Source organism: Mycobacterium colombiense (assembly GCF_003284935.1).
In the GTDB taxonomy this organism is placed as follows: Bacteria; Actinomycetota; Actinomycetes; order Mycobacteriales; family Mycobacteriaceae; genus Mycobacterium; species Mycobacterium arosiense_A.
In genome coordinates this window covers 36,799-56,597 of sequence record NZ_QMEV01000033.1, presented here as the reverse complement: position 1 = coordinate 56,597, position 19,799 = coordinate 36,799, and the positions used below count along the sequence as shown (strand labels likewise).

18 protein-coding genes are annotated in these 19,799 nt (G+C 68.6%); 10 read left to right on the top strand and 8 right to left on the bottom strand.

Annotation, left to right across the window (positions count from 1 at the left end; genetic code table 11):
- Positions 1 to 70: 70 nt before the first annotated feature.
- The 3 genes from DQP57_RS15690 to DQP57_RS15680 form a co-directional block, all read right to left on the bottom strand.
- Positions 71 to 433, bottom strand: a complete 363-nt coding sequence (locus tag DQP57_RS15690) for a DUF732 domain-containing protein (RefSeq protein ID WP_165821822.1) — start codon at positions 431 to 433, stop codon at positions 71 to 73.
- A gap of 98 nt (positions 434 to 531) precedes the next feature.
- Positions 532 to 1,812, bottom strand: coding sequence for a tyrosine--tRNA ligase (gene tyrS / locus DQP57_RS15685; protein ID WP_112633821.1), 1,281 nt, complete (start codon positions 1,810 to 1,812; stop codon positions 532 to 534).
- Positions 1,813 to 1,844: 32 nt separating this feature from the next.
- Positions 1,845 to 2,486, bottom strand: coding sequence for a DNA-3-methyladenine glycosylase (locus tag DQP57_RS15680; protein ID WP_112633820.1), 642 nt, complete (start codon positions 2,484 to 2,486; stop codon positions 1,845 to 1,847).
- Between the two features lie 108 nt (positions 2,487 to 2,594).
- Between DQP57_RS15680 and DQP57_RS15675 the strand changes: the two genes are divergently transcribed.
- From DQP57_RS15675 to DQP57_RS15660, 4 genes are all read left to right on the top strand, one after another.
- Complete coding sequence (locus tag DQP57_RS15675) at positions 2,595 to 3,872, top strand: ammonium transporter (protein WP_112633819.1); 1,278 nt, start codon at positions 2,595 to 2,597, stop codon at positions 3,870 to 3,872.
- A 133-nt stretch (positions 3,873 to 4,005) separates the two neighbouring features.
- Positions 4,006 to 4,770, top strand: coding sequence for an ABC transporter ATP-binding protein (locus tag DQP57_RS15670; protein WP_112633826.1), 765 nt, complete (start codon positions 4,006 to 4,008; stop codon positions 4,768 to 4,770).
- Entirely contained in the window at positions 4,704 to 5,522 is an 819-nt protein-coding gene (locus DQP57_RS15665) for an ABC transporter permease (protein WP_112633818.1), read from the top strand. The genes DQP57_RS15670 and DQP57_RS15665 overlap by 67 nt, the downstream gene beginning before the upstream one ends.
- Before the next feature lie 40 nt (positions 5,523 to 5,562).
- On the top strand, positions 5,563 to 6,186 hold the full coding sequence (locus DQP57_RS15660) for a TetR family transcriptional regulator (RefSeq protein WP_112633817.1): 624 nt from the start codon (positions 5,563 to 5,565) through the stop codon (positions 6,184 to 6,186).
- Here the strand turns inward: DQP57_RS15660 and DQP57_RS15655 are convergent.
- Genes DQP57_RS15655 through DQP57_RS15645 form a run of 3 tightly spaced genes read right to left on the bottom strand, consistent with a single transcriptional unit; the run spans position 6,152 to position 9,785 of the window.
- Entirely contained in the window at positions 6,152 to 6,367 is a 216-nt protein-coding gene (locus tag DQP57_RS15655; protein WP_112633816.1) for a Trm112 family protein, read from the bottom strand. The two genes, DQP57_RS15660 and DQP57_RS15655, sit on opposite strands and share 35 nt — an antisense overlap.
- Positions 6,364 to 9,390: an acyl-CoA synthetase gene (locus tag DQP57_RS15650; RefSeq protein WP_112633815.1), complete on the bottom strand. Its 3,027-nt coding sequence runs from the start codon at positions 9,388 to 9,390 to the stop codon at positions 6,364 to 6,366. Before DQP57_RS15650 ends, DQP57_RS15655 begins: the two co-directional genes overlap by 4 nt.
- Positions 9,391 to 9,419: 29 nt before the next feature.
- Positions 9,420 to 9,785, bottom strand: a complete 366-nt coding sequence (locus DQP57_RS15645) for a hypothetical protein (RefSeq protein WP_112633825.1) — start codon at positions 9,783 to 9,785, stop codon at positions 9,420 to 9,422.
- Here DQP57_RS15645 and DQP57_RS15640 point away from each other — a divergent pair.
- Positions 9,769 to 10,149, top strand: coding sequence for a phage major capsid protein (locus tag DQP57_RS15640; RefSeq protein WP_165821821.1), 381 nt, complete (start codon positions 9,769 to 9,771; stop codon positions 10,147 to 10,149). The two genes, DQP57_RS15645 and DQP57_RS15640, sit on opposite strands and share 17 nt — an antisense overlap.
- A 264-nt stretch (positions 10,150 to 10,413) precedes the next feature.
- Here DQP57_RS15640 and DQP57_RS15635 read toward each other — a convergent pair whose 3' ends face one another.
- The gene (locus DQP57_RS15635) at positions 10,414 to 11,667 is read right to left on the bottom strand and encodes a hypothetical protein (RefSeq protein WP_133259247.1); all 1,254 of its coding nucleotides are present in this window, start codon (positions 11,665 to 11,667) and stop codon (positions 10,414 to 10,416) included.
- 665 nt (positions 11,668 to 12,332) lie between these two features.
- Positions 12,333 to 13,706, bottom strand: coding sequence for an HNH endonuclease signature motif containing protein (locus DQP57_RS15630; protein WP_112633812.1), 1,374 nt, complete (start codon positions 13,704 to 13,706; stop codon positions 12,333 to 12,335).
- Between the two features lie 90 nt (positions 13,707 to 13,796).
- Between DQP57_RS15630 and DQP57_RS15625 the strand changes: the two genes are divergently transcribed.
- The 5 genes from DQP57_RS15625 to DQP57_RS15605 all read left to right on the top strand — a co-directional run bounded on the left by DQP57_RS15625 (position 13,797) and on the right by DQP57_RS15605 (position 19,795).
- Positions 13,797 to 14,651 carry an SDR family NAD(P)-dependent oxidoreductase gene (locus DQP57_RS15625; protein ID WP_112633811.1) on the top strand — a complete coding sequence of 285 codons (855 nt, stop codon included), beginning with the start codon at positions 13,797 to 13,799 and terminating at the stop codon, positions 14,649 to 14,651.
- A gap of 394 nt (positions 14,652 to 15,045) precedes the next feature.
- Entirely contained in the window at positions 15,046 to 15,549 is a 504-nt protein-coding gene (locus DQP57_RS15620; protein ID WP_112633810.1) for a hypothetical protein, read from the top strand.
- A 19-nt stretch (positions 15,550 to 15,568) separates the two neighbouring features.
- Positions 15,569 to 16,315 (top strand): gluconate 2-dehydrogenase subunit 3 family protein, encoded by a 747-nt coding sequence (locus DQP57_RS15615; protein ID WP_112633809.1) that lies wholly within the window; start codon positions 15,569 to 15,571, stop codon positions 16,313 to 16,315.
- Entirely contained in the window at positions 16,315 to 18,012 is a 1,698-nt protein-coding gene (locus DQP57_RS15610) for a GMC family oxidoreductase (protein ID WP_112633808.1), read from the top strand. The genes DQP57_RS15615 and DQP57_RS15610 overlap by 1 nt, the downstream gene beginning before the upstream one ends.
- Positions 18,005 to 19,795, top strand: coding sequence for a glycoside hydrolase family 15 protein (locus DQP57_RS15605; RefSeq protein WP_112633807.1), 1,791 nt, complete (start codon positions 18,005 to 18,007; stop codon positions 19,793 to 19,795). Before DQP57_RS15610 ends, DQP57_RS15605 begins: the two co-directional genes overlap by 8 nt.
- Positions 19,796 to 19,799 lie beyond the last annotated feature (4 nt).

Here is a 19,799-nt window from a genome sequence, read left to right as displayed (position 1 = left end):
CCCGCGGCGTTCACCGCGCTGCCGTTGCCTGTCGTCGACCACGCTGCCGAGAATACGGGCAGCACCACGGCTAACTTTGCAGCCGGTTACCCAGCAGCGGTGCGATCACCGCCGGACAGTAGGTCGCGATCGCGACGATGGTGAACCGGCCCGCCATCTCGTACGACATCCCGTTGCCCTCGGCCATCTTGGACGTCACCTCGTCGAACGACCCGCCGGGCTCGAACAGCATCGGGCACACCGACTGCCCCATCGCCATGGTGCTGGTCGGCTGGCTGTAGGCGATCCCGGCGTTGGTCAGCGCCGACAGGAAGGCGTTGCCCAGCATGTCCGCGCGGATCGGCGCCGACAGGATCGCGGCGAGCCCCACCAGGCCGGTGACCACCCCCAGCGTCGGCAGGACGGTGGACCGCACGCGCGTCGCGAAAATCACCGTGACAACAGTGGTCGCCCACGGTCACGTCGACGACACGGTGAGGTAAAGATCTGTGCACGCACGCGTTTCGCGGCGCCCGCCGGCGCCTGGCCCGGTTAGAGCTTTTCGACCCCGGCGACCGTGCGCTTGCCGCGGCGCAGCACCAGCCATTTGCCGTGCAGGAAGTCCGATGGTTGCGGCGCCCATTCCTCGCTGTCGATGCGCACGTTGTTGACCGAGACGCCGCCCTCGCCGAGCGTGCGGCGGGCGGCCTTGCGGCTCTCGGACAGGCCGGTGGCGACCAGCAGGTCGACGATCCCGTCGGGGCCACCGGGTTTGAGTTCGGCGACCGAGGTCTCGCGCAGCGCCGCCGCCAGCGTGGGCTCGTCCAGCCGGTCCAGTTCGCCCTGCCCGAACAGCGCCCGGCTGGCGTGCTCGACGGCCTCGGTGGCCGTTTCGCCGTGCACCAGCACGGTCAGTTCGCGCGCCAGCCGCCGCTGGGCGGCGCGCTGCTGGGGGCGCTCGGCGGTCGCCTGTTCCAGCTCGCCGAGCTCGTCGGCGGTCAGGAAGGTGAACCAGCGCAGGTATCGGATGACGTCGGCGTCGGCGGTATTGAAGAAGTACTGGTACCAGGCGTACGGCGTGGTCAGCGCCGGGTCCAGCCACAGGCTGCCGCCGCCGGTGGATTTGCCGAACTTGGTGCCGTCCGCGGCCGTCACCAGCGGCACCGTCAGCGCGTGGACCGAGGCGCCGAGCTGCTGGCGGACCAGCCGGACGCCGGCGATGATGTTGCCCCACTGGTCCGAGCCGCCGATCTGCAGCGTGCAGCCGTAGCGCCGGTGCAGTTCGACGTAGTCGTTGGCCTGCAGCAGCATGTAGCTGAACTCGGTGTAGGAGATGCCGTCGCCCTCGAGACGCCGCCGGACGGTGTCGCGGTCCAGCATGACGTTGACCGAGAAGTGCTTGCCGACGTCGCGCAAGAACTCGATCGCCGACAGGGGGCGCGTCCAGTCCAGGTTGTTGACGACGATCGCGCCGGTGGGTGAGTCCGGCGAATCCGAGAAGTCGACGAAGCGTCGCAGCTGTCCGCCGATCCGCTCGGTCCATTCGGCGACGGTGTCGGCCTCGTTCAGGGTGCGCTCGCCGATGTCCCGCGGGTCGCCGATCATGCCGGTGGCCCCGCCGGCGAGCACGATCGGGCGATGGCCGGCGCGCTGGAAGCGGCGCAGCGCCAGCAGGGGCACCAAGTGCCCGGCGTGCAGACTCGGCGCGGTGGGGTCGAAGCCGGCATACACCGTCATCGGCCCGCGCTGCGCTTCGGTGGCCAGCGCATCGAGATCGGTGGACTGCGCGATCAGGCCGCGCCAGCCCAGCTCGTCGATGATCTTCTCGCCCATGTCCACGATCCTTCCACCCCCGATCGGTTCGGCTAGTCGCTGGCGCCCGGCGCCGCCGCGCGGGGACTGCGACGGTACGCCGAGACCTCGGGGCGGCCGGGCAGCCACAAGCGCCACGGCCGGTCGGCGGCCTGGCTGACGCCGACCCGCGGGCCGGCCGTCGCGGTCAGCGGTTCGTGCAGTTCCAGGGTCACCGGGCTGTCGCGCGCGAACAGGTCAATACCGTTGTCCTCCATGGTGATTCCCATGGCCGCGCACAGATTGCCCGGGCCGCGCGCCAGGGCCGCGGTGTGCACCAGTTCGCCGCGGCGGGCGCGCGCGACCTCGGTGCCGTCCTCGATGGCGGCCGCGCGCAACAGGACCGCGGCGGCGGTGCCGTCGGGCCCGCAGGAGACGTTGGCGCAGACGTGGATCCCGTGGCTGCGGTAGGTGTAGAGCCGCCCGGGGGGCCCGAACATCACGAAGTTGCGGGCCCGCAGCCCCTTGTACGAGTGGGCGGCCGCATCGGGCCACGGGCCGTCGGGAACTCCCCCGTAGGCCTCGACCTCGACGACGATCCCGCTCACGCCCCGCGCGGTCAGGGTGGCGCCCAGTAACCGGCGCGCGGCCTCGACCGGGTCGACTAACAGCTGGGCAGCCGTGCCTTCGCGAAATCGTCCTCGAGCCTCGACCACATCAGATCCTGAATCCTCTTTTCTTAACCCAACGAACCTACCGGCCTGCCGAACATGGCAGTATCCCGGTGTCCCGTGACCCCAGGGCCGCGAGAAGGAGCCCACCTGATGCATGCGATCGATCCCGCCGCCACGGCCTGGTTGCTGGCCAGCACCGCGCTGGTCCTGCTGATGACCCCGGGCCTGGCGATCTTCTACGGCGGCATGGTCCGCACCACCGGGGTGCTCAACATGATCATGATGAGCTTCATCTCCATACCGCTGGTGACGGTGGCGTGGTTGCTGGTGGGCTACACCATCGCGTTCTCCGAGGATGGGGCCGGCGGGCTCGCCGGCAACCTCAGGCATTTCGGCATGCTCGGCATCACCCCCGACACCGTGCACGGCACCGTTCCCGAACTGCTCTATGCCACGTTCCAGTTGACCTTCGCGATCATCACGGCCGCCCTGGTGAGCGGCGCGATCGCCGACCGCGCGAAGTTCGCCGCCTGGATGATCTTCGTCCCGGTGTGGACGATCGCGGTGTATTCGATTGTGGCGCACTGGGTATGGGGTCCCGGCGGGTGGCTGGCCAAGCTCGGGGTGCTCGACTACGCGGGCGGGCTCGTCGTCGAGATCGTCTCCGGTTCCTCCGCGCTGGCGCTGGCGCTGGTGCTCGGGCCGCGCATCGGTTTCAAGAAGGACGCCATGCGGCCGCACAATCTGCCGCTGCTGTTTGTCGGCGTCGGGCTGCTGTGGTTCGGCTGGTTCGGGTTCAACGCCGGTTCCGCCCTGGCGGCCAACGGAACTGCCGCGGCCATCTTCCTCAACACGCTGGTGGCCGGGTGCCTGGGCATGCTCGGCTGGCTCTCGGTCGAACAGATCCGCGACGGCCGCCCCACCACGTTCGGTGCGGCATCGGGTGTGGTCGCCGGCCTGGTCGCCATCACCCCGTCCTGCGGGACCGTCAACACGCTGGGCGCGACGGTCGTCGGGCTGGCGGCGGGCGTCGTGTGCGCGTTCGCGGTGGGCGCGAAATTGCGCTTCAACTATGACGATTCGCTCGACGTGGTGGGCGTGCACTTCGTCGGCGGGGTGGTCGGTGTGTCGTTGATCGGCTTGTTCGCCACGGCGGTCATGACGACGGGCCCGCAGGGCCTGTTCTATGGGGGCGGCTTCGGCCAGCTGGGCAAGCAGACGCTGGCGATCGCGGTCGTCGCCGTCTACGCGTTCGCGATGACGTTCGTGTTGGGCAAGGTGATCGACCGGCTGATCGGATTCCGGGTCAGCGCCGAGGACGAGACCACCGGCGTCGACCTCACCCAGCACGCCGAAACCGCCTACGCCGAAGGCGTGCACGGGCACCTGCCGCAGCGCCGCCCCGCGACCGGCGAGCGCTTCAACTAGCGAGCGGTCGGGACCGCTCACCCCCTCTTCCGACGCGCGGCGGTTCCCCCGCGCTGTCGACGGTCATCGCGTGGTGATTGACCGCCCCAAGTCGACCTTGACAACCCCGCGCGACGGGACGATTATTCATCGCATGATGAGTTCATCCTGTGATGAATTAATTGCCGGGCCCGCGGAGCCGGCGGTGCGCATCGATCACCTGCGCGTCGTGCGCGGCAAACGCCCGGCCCTGCACGACTTCTCCGTGCAGATCGCCAAGGGCAGCATCACCGGGCTGCTCGGACCGTCGGGCTGCGGCAAGACCACACTGATCCGCTGCATCGTCGGCACCCAGATCCTCACCAAGGGCACCGTCACCGTGCTCGGCAAGGCCGCCGGCAGCGCCGAACTGCGCCACCGGGTGGGCTACCTGCCGCAAGACCCGACGATCTACCACGACCTGCGGGTCGTGGACAACGTGCGCTATTTCGCCGCGCTGTACGGGTTCGACGGCCAGGCCGCCGACGCCGCCATCGACCGCGTGGGGCTGACCGATCACCGAACCGCCTTGTGCGGCAACCTGTCCGGCGGTCAGCGCACCCGGGTGTCACTGGCCTGCGCGCTGGTCTGCCAGCCCGACCTGCTGGTGCTCGACGAGCCCACGGTCGGGCTGGACCCGGTGCTGCGCGCCGACCTCTGGGAGCAGTTCACCGACCTGGCCCGCGCCGGGACCACCCTGCTGGTCTCCAGCCACGTGATGGACGAGGCCGACCACTGCGGCGACCTGCTGCTCATGCGTGACGGCCGGCTGGTCGCCCACACCACCCCAACCCAACTGCGAGAGGGCACCGGATGCACGTCACTGGAGGACGCGTTTCTGTCCATCATCAAGCGCAGCACCATGCGCGAAGCGGGCTGACCCTGCGCGGCTACACCGCGACCACCGCGCGAATCCTGCGGCAGCTGGCCGCCGATCACCGCAGCGTCGCGATGATCCTCTTGGTGCCGGTCCTGGTGATCAGCCTGATGTACTTCATGTTTCAGAACGCCCCGCACCGCCCGGGCGGGCCGACCCCGTTCAACAACGCCTGCCTGATCCTGCTGGGCCTGTTCCCCTTGTTCGTGATGTTCATCATCACGGCGATCACCATGCAGCGCGAACGGGCGTCCGGGACGCTGGAGCGCATTCTGACCACGCCGCTGCGGCGCCTGGATCTGCTCATCGCCTACGGCACCGCCTTCTCCATCGCCGCTGCGGCGCAAGCGATTCTGGCGTGCATCGTGTCGTTCTGGCTGCTGGGTTTCGACACCGCGGGCAGCCCGGCGTGGGTGTTCGTCATCGCGATCGTCAACGCGGTGCTGGGCGTCGGCCTGGGCCTGCTCTGTAGTGCGTTCGCCCGCACCGAGTTTCAGGCGGTGCAGTTCATTCCCCTGGTGATGGTGCCGCAGCTGTTGCTGGCCGGCATCATCGTGCCGCGCGCTTTGATGCCACACTGGCTGCAATGGATCAGCAATGTGCTGCCGGCCAGCTACGCGCTGGAGGCCTTGCAGCAGGTGGGTGCGCACCCGGACCTGACGTTCATCGCGGTGCGCGACATCGTCGTGGTGCTGGGCTTCGCCCTGGCGGCGCTGTGCCTGGCCGCGGCCACGCTGCGGCGACGGACGCCCTAGTGGCGCGTCGTCATGGAGGGCGAATGGCGGGTCTGTCCTGGTGACGGCCACCAGCGCTGGGCGCCGGCGTCGGGGGCGGCCGGCCGGGGTCTCCGACAGCCGTGATCGCATCCTGGCTAGCGCGCGGGAGCTGTTCGCCAGCAAGGGAATTCGTAACACCTCCATACGCGCGGTGGCCGCGGCGGCGGGGGTGGACTCGGCGCTGGTGCACCACTACTTCGGCACCAAGGAGCAGCTGTTCGCCGCGGCCGTGCACATCCCGATCGACCCGATGGAGGTCATCGGTCCGTTGCGCGAGGTCCCCGTCGACGAGCTGGGCTACCGGCTGCCGTCGATGTTGTTGCCGCTGTGGGACTCCGAGATCGGTGCGGCGTTCATCGCCACGCTGCGGTCGATGCTCGCCGGGTCGGAAACCAACCTGTTTCGCACGTTCATCGAGGACGTGATCGCCGTCGAAGTCGGCACCCGCGTCGACAATCCCCTGGGCAGCGGAACCATCCGCATCCAATTCGTGGCCTCACAGCTGGTGGGCGTCGTGATGGCGCGCTACATCCTGCAATTGGAGCCGTTCGCGTCGCTGCCGCCCGAGCAGGTCGCCCGGACCATCGCGCCGAATCTGCAGCGCTACCTCACCGGGGATCTGCCGGACGGCCTTGTGCCATGAGGCGAGCGTGCTCGTCGTCGCCGACGTCGCGGGCCTCGTCGATCAGCAACACCGGGATGCCGTCCTCGATGCGGTAGGCCCGCCGCAGCCTGGGGTTGTAGAGCAGTTCGGACCCCACGAGCACCAGCGGGCCCCGGTCCTGGGGGCATACCAGGATGTTCAGCAGGGCGTCGTCGATCACGACTGCGCCCCAATCAGCTCGGCACGAACACCGGGAGTCAGGCGGCGGTACTGGTCGGTCTCGGCATCGAAATACCAGACGTGGCGCCCGGCCTTCGGGATCCCGGCGGCCCGCAGGGCGCTGACGGTCGGCCGGAACGTCGCGCTCAGGTTCATCTCCGACACCACGCACACGAGGTCGGGTCCCAGGCCGATGGGCAGGTTGGCGAAGGCCTCGGTCAGGTCGGCCGCGGTGATCGAGGCGCCCGGCAACAGCGTCAGCGCCGAGGCCGCCACCTCGTGGTCGCCCACCGGCAGGTTATAGGTGACCGCGAGGTCGACACCGTTGATGCACCCCAGCGCGTCGGTGACCGGCTCGGCATAGACCAGGCCGCGCGCGGTGCGCACGACCGAGCCGCGCCGGCCCGCCAGCCAGTAGTCGCCGTCGTCGTCGCGATAGAACAGGTACTCGGTCGATATCCACGTGTCGCCGGCGGCGAAGACGCCGCGCTTGACCGAGGCGCTCGGATCGATCGGGCCGTTGGAGGCCGCGAGCAGGACCCCGACCTCCTTGGGCGCGGCGATCTGCACGAAACCGCGTTCGTTCTCCAGGATCAGGTCGTGCTCGGCGTCGTAGGCGCCCAGCTCGATGCGCCCGGCGCCCGGCAGCGGCCGGCCCTTGCTGCCGACCTTGGCGCCGGACACGTTGGCCAGCACCGCCTGCCCGTCCGTGGTGGCGAAGAACTCGACGACGTGGGCCGGCGCGAACGCCTCCACGACGCGCCCCCACAGTCCGGTGGGCATGCCCGAACCGATGAACAGCCGCACCGGGTGATTGCCCTGCAGCACGAACGCCGGGTCGTCGACGATCTCGCGGAGCATGGCCCAGGTGTAGGACACCACCGTGACGCCGTACTGGCGCACCTCCTGGACGAATCGGGTCCGGTCCAGCCCGCGCGACAGCGCGATGCGGGTGCCGCCGACCACCGCGCCGCCCAGGCTGACCAGCAGCGCCGACTCGTGGTGCAGCGGCGTCAGGCAGTAGACGGTGTCGCGGCGGTCCAGGGCGGCCGTCGAGGCGGTACCGAAGGCCGACACCGCCCAGCGGTAGTTGGTGATCTGCCTGGCCACCAGCTCGCCGCCGGCCGCGGTGAACGCGATGAACGCCAGATCGCGGGCCAGTCCCGGGTTCGGGCGATACCAGCCCGGCAGGTCGACGGCGTCCGGGTCGATCTGTTCCATGTCGATGACGTCGGAGTCCTCGGGCAGGTGCAGGTCCCGCGACTCGCCGCCACCGAGCACCAGCACCTGGCGCAACCCTTGGCGGTCGGAACGCAGCACCGCGTCGAGGTTGGTGGGGTCGGTCAGCAGCTCGGTCACTCCCCCAAGCCGCACCGAGGCGGCCAGGTCGGCGTCGGGACGCATCACCACCGCGATGGCGCCGAGCCGCGACAACGCGGCGATGGCCACCAGCGCGCTGGGCCGGGTCTCCATCAACACCCCGACCCGGTCACCCTGGCGCACCCCGACGTCGATCAGGCCGCGAACGACATTGTTGACGCGCCGGTTCACCGCCTCGTAGGTGTGCACGCGGCCGTCGAACAGGAGGAATTCGCCCTGCGGGGCATCATGGGCCTGTTCTTCAATGATGCGGCCCAACGAAATTCGGGTGTGGTCGTTGATCTGGCCCAACCGGACCAGGCGCGGCAGGGTCCGGGCCGTCTCGACGGCCAGCGTGCGCACGGACTTGTTGGCGGCGACGACGGTGTTGGCCGCGCCGCGCGCGATGCCCAGCGCCGCCTCGGAGGCCTCCCCGAGGCCGTGCGCGATCCGGGAGCTGATCGCCACCCCGCTGTCGGTGTGCTCCGCGGGCTGGTCGGCCATCAGGTCGATGCTGCTGGGTTTGTCGCCGCCGGTGGACAACCACTTCACCCATTCGGCGACCGTCGGCCAACTCTGTTGCGCCGCTTTGGATCCCACGACCAAGCCGAAATGTCCTGTGCGAATGGTGTATTCGTAGACTTCGGCGTTCGGGGCCGCCCGCCGGATCCCACGCACCGAGGCGGGCTGGCCGATGTCGTCGACCTCGCCGACGAAGGCCAGCACGGGACACGTGATGTCGGTGAGCGTCACCATCTGACCGTTGACGGCGAAGCCGCCGGTCATCATCCGGTTGTGGGCGATGAACTGTTTGAGCAGCTCCGAGATCGCCGGGCCCGACCACGCGATCCAGCCTTCGCGCTCGAGGAATCGGCGCTGCTGCTCGCGCGGCAGTAGCGCCTCGCGGTCGTGCAGCTGGCGCACGAAGTCCACCCGCGCCTTCGCGGTCTTGAGCGGGTCGAGCATCTGGAAGCCGGTGCGCGCCATCCAGCTCGGGATCGCCAGCCGGCTGAAGACGTGGTCGGCCATGAAATTGGCGGCGGGCGCGGCGAAATTCGCCGGGATGCCCATGGGCAACGCGGCGAGCGTGTCCACCGGCGATCCGAAGGTGACGATGCTGGCGAGGGCCTTCGACCGCCGGTAGGCGGCGACCTGGTAGCACCACATGCCGCCCTGGGAGTAGCCGACCAGGTGCACGTCGCTGCCGGTCACATCCTTGACGGTGTCGATGGCTTGGCCCAGCGCGACGATGTGGTCGGCCAGGGTGCGCCGCATGCCGCCTTCGACCTTGTCGGGCTCACCGAAGTCGATGACCCAGGGGTCGATGCCCTGGGCGTGCAGGATGCCGACCGCGCCTTCCTCGCGCGTGACGTCCCACATGTCCGCCGACATCATCATCGGGTGCACCATCAGCACCGGCGGCCCGGCGGGCGACTGGCCGCGCCGGCTGTCCGGCGGGAAGTACCGCCGCAGCTTGTACATCGGCACGCTCTCGACGATCTGCGACGGCGACGGCACACTACCGGTTTCCAAGCCCCCCAGTCGCAAGACCTCCAGCCCGTTCTGCGCGGTTGCGATCAGCCGCTCGACCGGTCGTGTGACCATCGAAAAATTGAGATCCACTGCTGCTCCCTGAGTCTTGACAGCTTGGACATCATGGCACATCAGGGCAGCTAGAAGGGCGGTGGTTCCGGTTAGAACGGTGGCGGATCCTCGTCGAACCCGTGGGTGGTGGGCCAGGCGTGGCCGGCCGACGGCGCCGCCCGGGCCAGCCGGGCGTCGCGGTTGTGCCGTCGTTCGGCGGCCACGCACTGGGCGCGGTCTTGGGCCCGGGTGCGGCGGCGTCGGGGCATCATCGCGGCGCGTTCGGTGCAGTAGTCCGTGTCGGCCGCCGTGGGTGGTGGCAGGTCGCCGGTGGGTGCGCACAGGGAGGGGAACAGCAGTGCGCTGCCCGGGGTGGTGACGTAGGTCTGTCCGGCCGGTGAGACCAGGATCAGCGTGCCATCGGCCAGCTGCTGTTCACGCCAGTCCCAGGACGCGCTGGTGGACGCGCTGGCCATCGTGGAAGCGGATGGCGGTGCAGCGAGCCACATCCTCGCCAACCCGCTGGCGTGGGCACGGCTGTCCAAGCTCAAGATGACCGACACCAGCGCGCAGTCGCTGCTGGGCAACGAGGCCCAGGCCAAGCCGCAGCGCCAGCTGCTGGGCGTGCCGGTGACCGTCGACCGCGACGTACCGGGTAACCAGCTCATCGTGCTCGACAAGCGTGCGGTGCTGTCCGCCTACGGACAGGTGCTGGTGGCCACCTCCACCGACTACCTGTTCAACCGGGACAGCGTGGCACTGCGCATCACGTTCCGGTTCGGAGCAGTAGTGGCCAAGCCGAGCCGCGTGGTCGTGGTGGACGTCGACAGCACGCCGTAACAGAACGTGGAGCGGGTGGTTCGGTTGCTCCTGGGACGACGCCACCACCCGCTCCGCTCAACCGTCCGGTGAACGGCGAGGCGGAACGTCGCGTCAATCGAGCGGCCGGACCAGCCAGCGGGGACCGGGTTACTGACCAGGCGCCGGTCCTCGTTGGCACACCCCCACGCCGACCCTGGGCGGTCAGCCCCCTCTCGGGTGGTAGGCGGCCCGGTCGGCATTGGCGCTCCCATGCTGCCCCAGTCTGGGGTTTCACTACGCCGCCTATTGTCGCGGCGGTTGCAGTCGTTCGTTGGTCCCGAACAGGAAGTAAAACTGGGCCTTCTTGGCGCTGCGGATCTCCTGGTGTTCATCGATCAAGGCGCGTGCAGTTCCGACGCCATACCCGACAGCAACTCCAGCGGCGGTGATATAACCGCCTACGGGTCCAGCCGCTACAGCCAGTGTTGCCGGGAGCGTCACCGCGCCCCCGATAGCTGCACCGCCGATGGAATCCTTCACGGTTCGCCGCATCAGGTCCGACATACTCCGGTTTTCAGCAATCGTTGCCTCGATTTCATCGAGCGCGGGGGCCACCTTCTGGTTCCACGCGTCGGCGATCTCATTGCCGAAATTTGGGTCCTCAGGCGGTAATTCGATCCCGTCGGTCAGACTACGGACACCCTGTCGGAATGCGGAAAGCGAGCTACTCAGCTCAGTTCTGATGTCGATGATCTCCCGTGGCTTGGCATATTGAAAGTTGGGCAGCCGGTCGAACAACCCATCGGCCATCGCGGCGTCAGCGCCCAGCTGCCGAGCCATGGGGACTGGTGAGAAGAAGCCCGCCTCTACGCCTAAGCGAACAATGTTGCTGGCGTTGGCATCAAATAGCGGATAGCGGCCGCCGTCACTGAGGACCTCGTCAATTTTGGCCGTGAATCCGAGTACCATCGCGTCGTCTTCGCTGATGTCGTCGACCACAGCTCCTGCGACGTCGTCCACGGTCAGGATCCCGAGATCGATGGCTTCCTGAAGTTGGTCATACCCCGATTCACCAAACATCTGAGTGACATTGTCCTGCATCGTCTTTCGAATTGGCCGCAATCCCTCTTCCAGAAAACGGACCTGCGAGTCGAATTCGTCGCGAAGGTGCCGCGGAAGTTGTGATCGCGGCGGCAGACTGTCAATGACGTCGAGGGTCGAGCGAAGTTGTTCGCTGACATCTGGAAAGAACTTCGGCGCAACGTTTTTGAAGATTCGAAGCAGTTCGATGCCGCTAGCTTCCGTTACGTCTTGAGCGTTCTTCAGCAGCGCCGCCCGGGGACTGACGAGAGTGACCTCGTCGCCGTAGAGCAGCGCGGAATTGCAGATCTGCACTTCGTGCACCAACGACATCGCGTTCTCGACGTCCGCGCTGGAATTGACCACCGTCATTCTGACTTCGGAGCGGCGCTGATCACGCTGGACGCGGCGCGCTCGCTTCTTCTGCGCCCGCTTCTGCTCACGCGCTGCTTGTCGCGCGCGACTTTCCTTGGACATGGCTACCTTCCGCGTCCGGTGGGGGTCCTTGGCACGTCGGCCTCCAATCTGATGTCGGTGGTGACCCGTAACCTGCTGTCGTATGGAGAACGAGAAGGACGACACCATCCCGCGCTGGTGCCGCCCCTCGGTTGACGCCGTTAGGCGTACTGAATCAGCTGCCAGGTAACCGACTTGCCGTTGTGGGGCGGCATGCGGTTACCCTTCGCGATCGGAGCGGTGGTGCTGGGGTAGTCCAAGGACTGCCAGACCCCGCTCGCGGGACAAAGTTGACCAGTAGAAGCAGTAATGGTGATCACCTCCTCTCCTCGCGTTCGTTCTGGACTGCGCCCGCGAAATGCGCAGCCCGCAACGGCAGCAAGGAGAGTGGCTGGGTGCCGAATCTGGCCAGTCGGCGCGACTGGCACAGCTTCACCTGATACTTTGACGGTCTACCACCACGTAGGTTGCAAAGCCTCAGGACCCAAAGCCTCCCAGGCGCGGGTCTGGGGCCTTGCTTCCATTACGGCAAAGATATCGGACCGGGCGGACATTGGCCGTGCAGGCGCGCCGTGTCTCCGAAAATCCTGAGAAACCGCAATCATCATGGGGGATCGAGCGCTCCGCCGGTGTGCGACACGCCGTGGGAATGGCCGGGAATTTGTGACAGGTGGGGCAGGAGTGAATTACTGCCAGGTCACTGCTGGCAGATGCGTACCACAGCCGCGTCCGCCGCCCGGTGGTCGCAGAACACCGGCTCGCCGTCCTCGCCGTCGACCAGGCCGAGGGTGTCGCACCATGGGCAGCCCGCGATGGTTTTCCGTTGCCACGGCGTGAGGCGTCCCGGCCGAGGCAACAGCCGCCACTCGCTCACCGGCACCAGCGACCGCGCTTCCATGATGTCGTCGGCCATGTTGCCGCCGAAGGGTGCGGCACAGGCATTTGAGGTTGGACGCGTGCGTGGCGCCGCCGGCGGCGTACGGAATCGTGTGGTCGAGGTCGCAGTCCGTGGCTGGGCGATCGCAGCCGGGCCAGCGGCAGGTCAGGTCGCGGCACCGCACGAAATCGGCCAGCGCCTTCGAGGGCACGTAACCGCGCTCGGGGGCGGCGTCGCCGGGGTGGATCAGCGGCACCAACCTCGCGGACGCGGCCAGCTCGGTGATCAGGTCGGGAGGGATGAGCCCGTCGGCGCCCAGCTCCGACGCCGGCGCGGCACCCATCCGCTCCAGCGCCGGCCGCTCGGCGATCACGTGGATCACCACCGGGCCCGGTGCGGGCCGCTTGCCGGCCGCGCACTCGGCGCGCCCGCAGCGGCACCCCAGCCGATCCGCCCCGGCGGCCAGCGCGCCGAGCGCGTCGGCGCGACGCTGGTCGCGGCTGCGCGGGTCGTGCTCACACACCGTGCCCGCCAACGCGTCCAACCGCTGGTCGAGGGCGTGCGCGTCGGGCCCCAGCAGGCTGCCGCTGAGCTCGGCCACTCCCTCGTACACCTCGCCGATCCAAATGGCGCGGTCGGACTGGCGTTGCAGCCGTCGCCGGACAGCATCGGCGTCGACGCGGGCCACCACCTTGTCGACCTGCGCCCCGAGCCGCCCCTGGGTCATCGACGGCCAGCGCGCCACGTTGGCCGCCACTTGTCCATCGACCTGCGCGAGCACGTCGGGATCGGTGATCAAATCGGTCCGGAACACGATGGTTTGAAACATCCGGTAGTTGATATCCCCGGCTTTGAAGACCTCGCCCACCTTCGGAAGCCGCTCGCGCATCGCCCGGGCATATCGCACGCGGCTTGCGGCCAGCCCCTGACTGATGCGCAGCTGCGCGGCCACTTCCGCGCTGACGGCCGCCTCGGTATCGACTGCCCAGTCCTCGCACTCGGAACAACGCGAGAGCCGGTAGGCAAACAACTCCCCGATCGCTGTCAGCTGCTCGGCCGCGGCGCGGTTCTCCACGCGGGCAAACACACCGATCCGCTCCAACAGCGCCGCCGACGCCGGCGTTGCCGACGGATGGTGCCGTTCAAACAGCTCATCGAAGCTGGCGATCACCTCTTCGAACATACGTTCGATAATGTCACCCGTCACCGACAATAGTCGCGACAGCGCCCGAAGAACGGCCCTAGCTGCACAGACGGCGCCTATCCTTCCCCCATGGCGTCGAGCGTTTCGGGCAAGGTCGCGTTCATCACCGGCGGTGCCTCGGGCATCGGCGCCGCGCTGGCCACCAAGTTGGTCGACGGCGGCGCGGAGGTCTGGCTCGCCGATCGCCAACTCGAGGCGGCCCGGCGGCTGGCGCAGCGCCTCGGCACCGGTGACAAAAAGGCCGGAAAGGCCCACGCGGTCGAACTCGACGTCCGCGACTACCCCGCGTTCGAGGCCGCCGTCGCCGAGGCCGTGCGGACATCCGGGCGGATCGACTACCTGTTCAACAACGCCGGCATCGGCGTCGGCGGTGAGGTCGACTCCTACAGCCTCGAGGACTGGAACGACGTGCTGGACGTGAACCTGCACGGTGTCGTGCACGGCATCCAGGCGGTTTACCCGATCATGATCCAGCAGCGGTCGGGCCACATCGTGAACACGGCGTCGATGGCGGGATTGCTGGCGGGCCCCGGCACCGTCAGCTACACCGCCTCCAAGCACGCCGTGGTGGCGCTGTCGAGGGCGCTGCGGCTGGAGGCCGAACGCCACAACGTCAAGGTGTCGGTGCTGTGTCCGGGCGCCATCCGCACTCCGATCCTCACCGGCGGCGTCTACGGCCGGATGACGAATATGCGCGCCAGCGAAGGGGACATCCTCAAATCCTGGGAGCCGACGCGGCCGATGGCGCCGGACAAATTCGCCGAGCGTGTCCTTCGCGCCGTGTTGCGTAACCACGCGATCGTCATCGTGCCGGCCTGGTGGAAGGCGCTGTGGTACCTGGACCGGCTGTCACCGACCCTTTCGACAGGGATGGCGCGACTCGTGCTCAGACGCATGCGCGAATTGGATTCCAGCGCATCGTGATCCGCCGACCGTCGGCGAAGCCGACGGATTCGTCACCGCGACCTGCGCTCCTGAAGGCACGCTGAGAACCGGCTGCGAACCCGTTTGCGCAGCGTGGCGCAGGGTACACAGCGAATGCGCTTCGGTCGCGACGCGTCGTCGGGACCTCCTCGGTTGAAAGACACAGCTGGGCGCTTTCCAGTTTTCTGGGCGGCTTTGGCGACCGTTACTGCACCGACAGTGCGGGGCCGGAGCCCGCCGGACCGTGTTTCCTTCCAGCCCGAAGGCGAGGTCGCTTTTGGATACGACGACGGAATTGCTCGGCGAGCGACAGACCGCCGATCGCTTCACCAACGAAACCAGCCCGGACCGGTAATCGCCGGCCCAGGCAAACGCGCGCGAGAAAGGGAGACAAATGTTGTTGCTGGGCAACGGCGGACGGCACAAGGGCCGCACCGCCGGCGACGGACTCGGCGAGGTCCAACATTTGGCCGGGCGAGCGCTGTACGACGTCGCGCACGGCCGTTTCGAACGCTCGCTGTCCGGTCTGACGGCCATAGCTGCGTTGGTCACGACCGCCGAAATCTACTTCGAGCACTACAAAGCCAGCTTCGGCAACAAATGGATGTGGAGCCCGATCGTGGTGACCCCGCCGGTGGTCGTCGCCGGGATTGGCGGGGTGTTCTCCCGGCGCTGGGCCAAGCTCTGGCTGCCCATCACCGCGGGCATCTACACGGCCAACGGGCTGATGGGCGAATACCTGCACGCGCGCGGGGTTGCCCGCAAACCGGGCGGGTGGAAGAACGCCTCCTACAACGTGCCCATGGGGCCGCCGATCGCGGCGCCGGGGCTGATGTGCATGGTCGGCGGGATGGGGCTATTGGCGTCGATCCTGCGCCGCGAACGGTTCCGGGACTAGGGCGCTGGGATTTTCCGAGATGGCCAACACCTCACGCCCCGACCACCTGCCCCACCTGCGCCCCGACGGCAAGCCGCCGCACCCGTCCTGGCTGCCCAAGCAACGCCGCGGCACCACGCCGCAGATGATCGGGCGCTACCCCGATTACGACGTGCTCGAGACCGCCGACAAGTGGGACGAGGCCACCCGCAAGGTCGTGCTGGCTCGGCTGGAACCGCCCGGGCCGCTACGGTTTTTCACCCCCGAAGAGGAGCCGTGCCTGCGAGCGTTCTGCGACACGGTGCTGGCGCAGGACGTCGAGCCGCGGGTGCCGGCCGCGGAGTCGGTGGACTCCAAGCTCGCCGACGGGCGCCTCGACGGCTACCAGTACGCCGACATGCCCGACGACCGCGACACCTGGCGCCTGGTGCTGCGCGGGCTCGACGAGACGGCGGCTGCCCACTACGGCGGAATCTCCTTTGCCGACGCCGACATCACCACCCGCGAAGCGATCGTCGACAAGTTCTCGCACGGCGACTTACAGGGCGGGGCGTGGGAGAGCCTGAACGTCAAGCGGGCGTGGTCGGTGTGCATGCGAATGACGTTGTCGGGCTTCTACTCTCACCCATGGGCGTGGAACGAGATCGGGTTCGGCGGCCCGGCCTACCCGCGCGGGTTCATGCGCCTGGGCGGCGCCACCGGACCGGCCGCCGCGCGCGAACCATACGAGACTCCCGGCGCCACCGACGAAGACCCGGTGCAAATCGTGAACAACGGGGAGTTGTGATGGGCGACTTCTTGCGGGGTCTGTTCAAGGGAGCGGTCGAACCGAAGGACAATGATTCGCGGTTCCTGCTCGACGTGCACACCCGCGATCTGCCCGGCGAAAAGACGATGCGGCGCTACGCCGATGACGACGAGGTCGATCTGGTGGTCGTCGGCGCCGGAGCCGGCGGCTCGGTGCTGGCGCAGCGGCTGGCCCGCGAGGGCTGGCGGGTAGTGATCCTCGAAGCCGGCCCGTTCTGGCATCCCGACGAGGACTGGGTGTCCGACGAGGCCGGATCGCATGCGCTGTACTGGACACAGAAACGCATCATCGGCGGTGACGACCCAATCGAGTTGGGCAAGAACAACTCCGGGCGCGGCGTGGGTGGCTCGATGGTGCACTACGCTGGATACACCCCACGGTTCCACCCCAGTGACTTCGAGACCTACACGCGGGACGGGGTCGGGGCGGACTGGCCGATCCGCTACGAGGACATCCGCAGCCACTACGAGCGCGTCGAGCTCGAACTCCCGGTGGCCGGCCAGAACTGGCCGTGGGGCGACCCGCATCGCTACCCCTTTGCCCCGCATCCGATTTCGGGCGCCGCCGCCAAGATATGGCGGGGCGCGCTCAAGCTCGGCATCGAAATGCGGGTGGGGCCCGTCGGGATCGTCAACGGCACCTTCGGCAATCGCCCGCACTGCATCTACCGCGGCTACTGCCTGCAGGGCTGCAAGGTCAACGCAAAGGCCAGCCCGTACGTCACGCACCTGCCCGACGCCCTGGCCCACGCCGTGGAGATCCGCGCCAACTGCATGGCCTCACGGGTCGAACTCGACGAGACCGGCGCCGCCCGCGGCGTCGTCTACTACGACGAGGTCGGCGGCAAGGAGCGGTTGCAGCGCGCCAAAGTCGTTGCCGTGGCTGGGTATTCGATCGAAACACCGCGGCTGTTGCTGAACTCGGTCAGCGACCGGTTCCCGAACGGATTGGGCAACAACGACGATCAGGTCGGGCGCTACGTCATGGTGCAGGGCGCCACCCAATCCGCGGGCCGGTGGTCCGAGGAGGTCCGGATGTACAAGGCGCCGCCCCCCGAGGTGACCTCCGAACAGTTCTACGAGACCGACCAATCCCGCGGCTTCGCCCGCGGCTTCGCCATCCAGACCGTGTCGCCGATGCCCATCGGCTGGGCCGAACACGTGCTGGCCGACGGGCACTGGGGCCGCGCGCTGCGCGAATACATGCGCGACTACAACCACTGGGCGACCGTCGGCGTGCTCAACGAGCTGCTGCCGCTGCCGGACAACCGTGTCACGCTGGCTGACGAGAAGGACCCGTACGGCATCCCGGTGGCCCGCTTCGACTACACGTTGTGCGACAACGACAAGGCCAACATGGCGTACTCCACGAAGGTGATCGGCGACATCCTGCACGCCGCCGACGCCCAGGACGTGCTCACCATCGAGCGGTTCGCCCACCTGATCGGCGGCGCCCGGATGGGCACCAGCCCGCACAATTCGGTCGTCGACTCCGATCAGCGCGTGTGGGGCGTTCCGAACCTGTTTCTGGCCGACGGCTCGGTGTGTCCCACGCAGGGCTCGGCGAACCCGGCGCTGACCATCATGGCGCTGGCCTCGCGGCTCGCCGAACGGCTGGCCGGGGGGAAGATCGATACCACCGCCGGACGGAGGTCGGAGGCGGGAGCCCGTGGCTGACCGAACGATCGACGTCGAGACGACCTTCGCCCCCCGGGTGCTGCGCGAGTACGCGCTGCTCGCCGACGGCGAGCGCGGCGCGCTGATCGGGCCGCAGGGCGACATGGCGTGGATGTGCGCGCCGCACTGGGACTCCGACGCCGTCTTCTCCAATCTCATTGGCGGCGGCGGGGTTTACGCGATCACTCCGGTCGACATCCGGCACGTGTGGGGCGGCTATTACGAGCCCGGCACCCTGATCTGGCGCAACCGCTGGATCACCCGGGACGGCACCGTGGAATGCCGTGAGGCGCTGGCCTTCCCGGGCGACCCTGACCGGGTGGTGCTGCTGCGCCGCCTCACGGTGTGCCGCGGGGCGGCGCGGGTGCGGGTGCTGCTGGCGCCGGGCGCGGGATTCGGCAAGCACGGCCTTGGCCAGCCGTCCTGCGAGGGCGGTGTGTGGAGCGGCCGGTCGGGCCCGTTGCGCTGGCGGTGGCTGGCCGGCTGCCGGGCCCGCACCATCAAAGCCGCGCACGACAAAAGCGAGCTGCTGACCTGTGAGATCACCCTCGAGGAGGGCGGGCAACACGATCTCGTGCTGGAGCTGTCCGAACGGGCACTGCCCGACGAGCCGCCGGACCCCGACCTCGCCTGGGACGCCACCGCGGCCGCCTGGCAGCGCAGCGTCCCCCGGCTGAGCTGCACCATCGCCCCCCGCGACGGCAGCCACTCCTACGCGGTGCTGCGCGGACTGACCAGCAGCGGCGGCGGCATGGTGGCCGCCGCGACCATGAGCCTGCCCGAACGCGCGCACACCAACCAGAACTACGACTACCGCTACGCCTGGATCCGCGACCAGGTGTACGCCGGCATGGCCGCCGCCGCCGTCGGCACCACCGAACTGCTGGACCGGGCGGTCGAATTCGTCGGCGCCCGGCTGCTCGACGACGGCCCCAACCTCAAGCCCGCCTACACCGTCACCGGCGGCCCGGTGCCCGGCGAGGAGACGCTCGACCTGCCCGGCTATCCGGGCGGGGCCGACAAGGTCGGCAACTGGGTCAACCAGCAGTTCCAGCTCGACGTCTTCGGCGAGGCGCTGCAGTTGCTCGCCAAGGCGGGCGCCGCGGACCGGCTCGATGCCGACGGATGGCGCGCGGTGCAGACCGCCGTCCGGGCGATCGAAAAGCGCTGGCGTGAGCCGGACGCCGGGGTGTGGGAAATCGACAACGAGCACTGGACACAGTCCCGGCTGGCCTGTGTGGCCGGGCTGCGCGCCGTCGCCAAGCTGGCCGGCGCCGGTCCCGAGGTCACCACCTGCGCCTCGCTGGCCGACGCGATACTGGCCGACACCGCGTCGAGCAGCCTGCACCCGCACGGCTACTGGCAACGCAGCCCGCGCCTGACGGGGGTGGACGCGTCGCTGCTGCTGCCGCCGGTGCGCGGCGCCGTGCCCGCTGACGATCCCCGCACCCGGGCCACCCTGGACGCCGTCCGCCGCGAGCTCACCGAGGACGGGTTCGTCTACCGCTTCCGGCACGACGAGCGCGAGCTCGGCGACGCCGAGGGAGCGTTCTTGCTCTGCGGGTTCATGATGGCGCTGGCCGAAGACCAACTGGGCCATGGCGATTGCGCCATGCGCTGGTTCGAACGCAACCGCGCCGCGTGCGGCCCGCCGGGGCTGTTCTGCGAGGAGTACGACGTGCGGCAGCGCCAGCTGCGCGGCAATCTGCCCCAGGCGTTCGCGCACGCCCTGATGCTCGAATGCACGGCCACCCTCACCGACGACGACGCCCAACATCAGTGACCAA